This window comes from Streptomyces sp. NPDC127092, from assembly GCF_042722475.1.
GTDB lineage: Bacteria > Actinomycetota > Actinomycetes > Streptomycetales > Streptomycetaceae > Streptomyces.
The window spans coordinates 740-1,114 of sequence record NZ_JBHXFE010000368.1; the positions used below are offsets into that span (position 1 = coordinate 740).

A 375-nucleotide genomic window follows, 5' to 3' on the forward strand; every position below is an offset into this window, starting at 1 on the left:
CCCTCATGGGTGGCGTGGGCGGCGGAGGCGGCCGGCGTCGACGGGGACGTCCGGGGTGCGCTGGTGTCCACGGTGGCCTTTCGGTGGAGGAGCGGTCGGACGCGCGTCGAAGGCCGCGGCGTCCCACCCTGCTGCACGGTGGTAGAAGGGTATCCCGGCCGGGCGCGTCCGTCAGACGGCGGGGACGAGTTCGGCGCGCAGCGCCGCCGTGAACGCGTCCACGTCCTCCTCGGTCGTGTCGAAGCCGCACACCCAGCGCACCTCGCGGCGCGCCGCGTCCCAGTCGTAGAACCGGAAGCGGGCGCGCAGCCGGTCGGCCACGCCCTCGGGCAGGACGGCGAACACGGCGTTGGCGTCCGTGGCCTGCGTGAACTC

At 74.9% G+C, this 375-nt stretch carries 1 pseudogene; it reads right to left on the reverse strand.

The features are described 5' to 3' along the window. Window positions 1–171: 171 nt before the first annotated feature. Window positions 172–375, reverse strand: a pseudogene (locus ACFWJO_RS40490) (threonine aldolase); the annotation flags it as partial.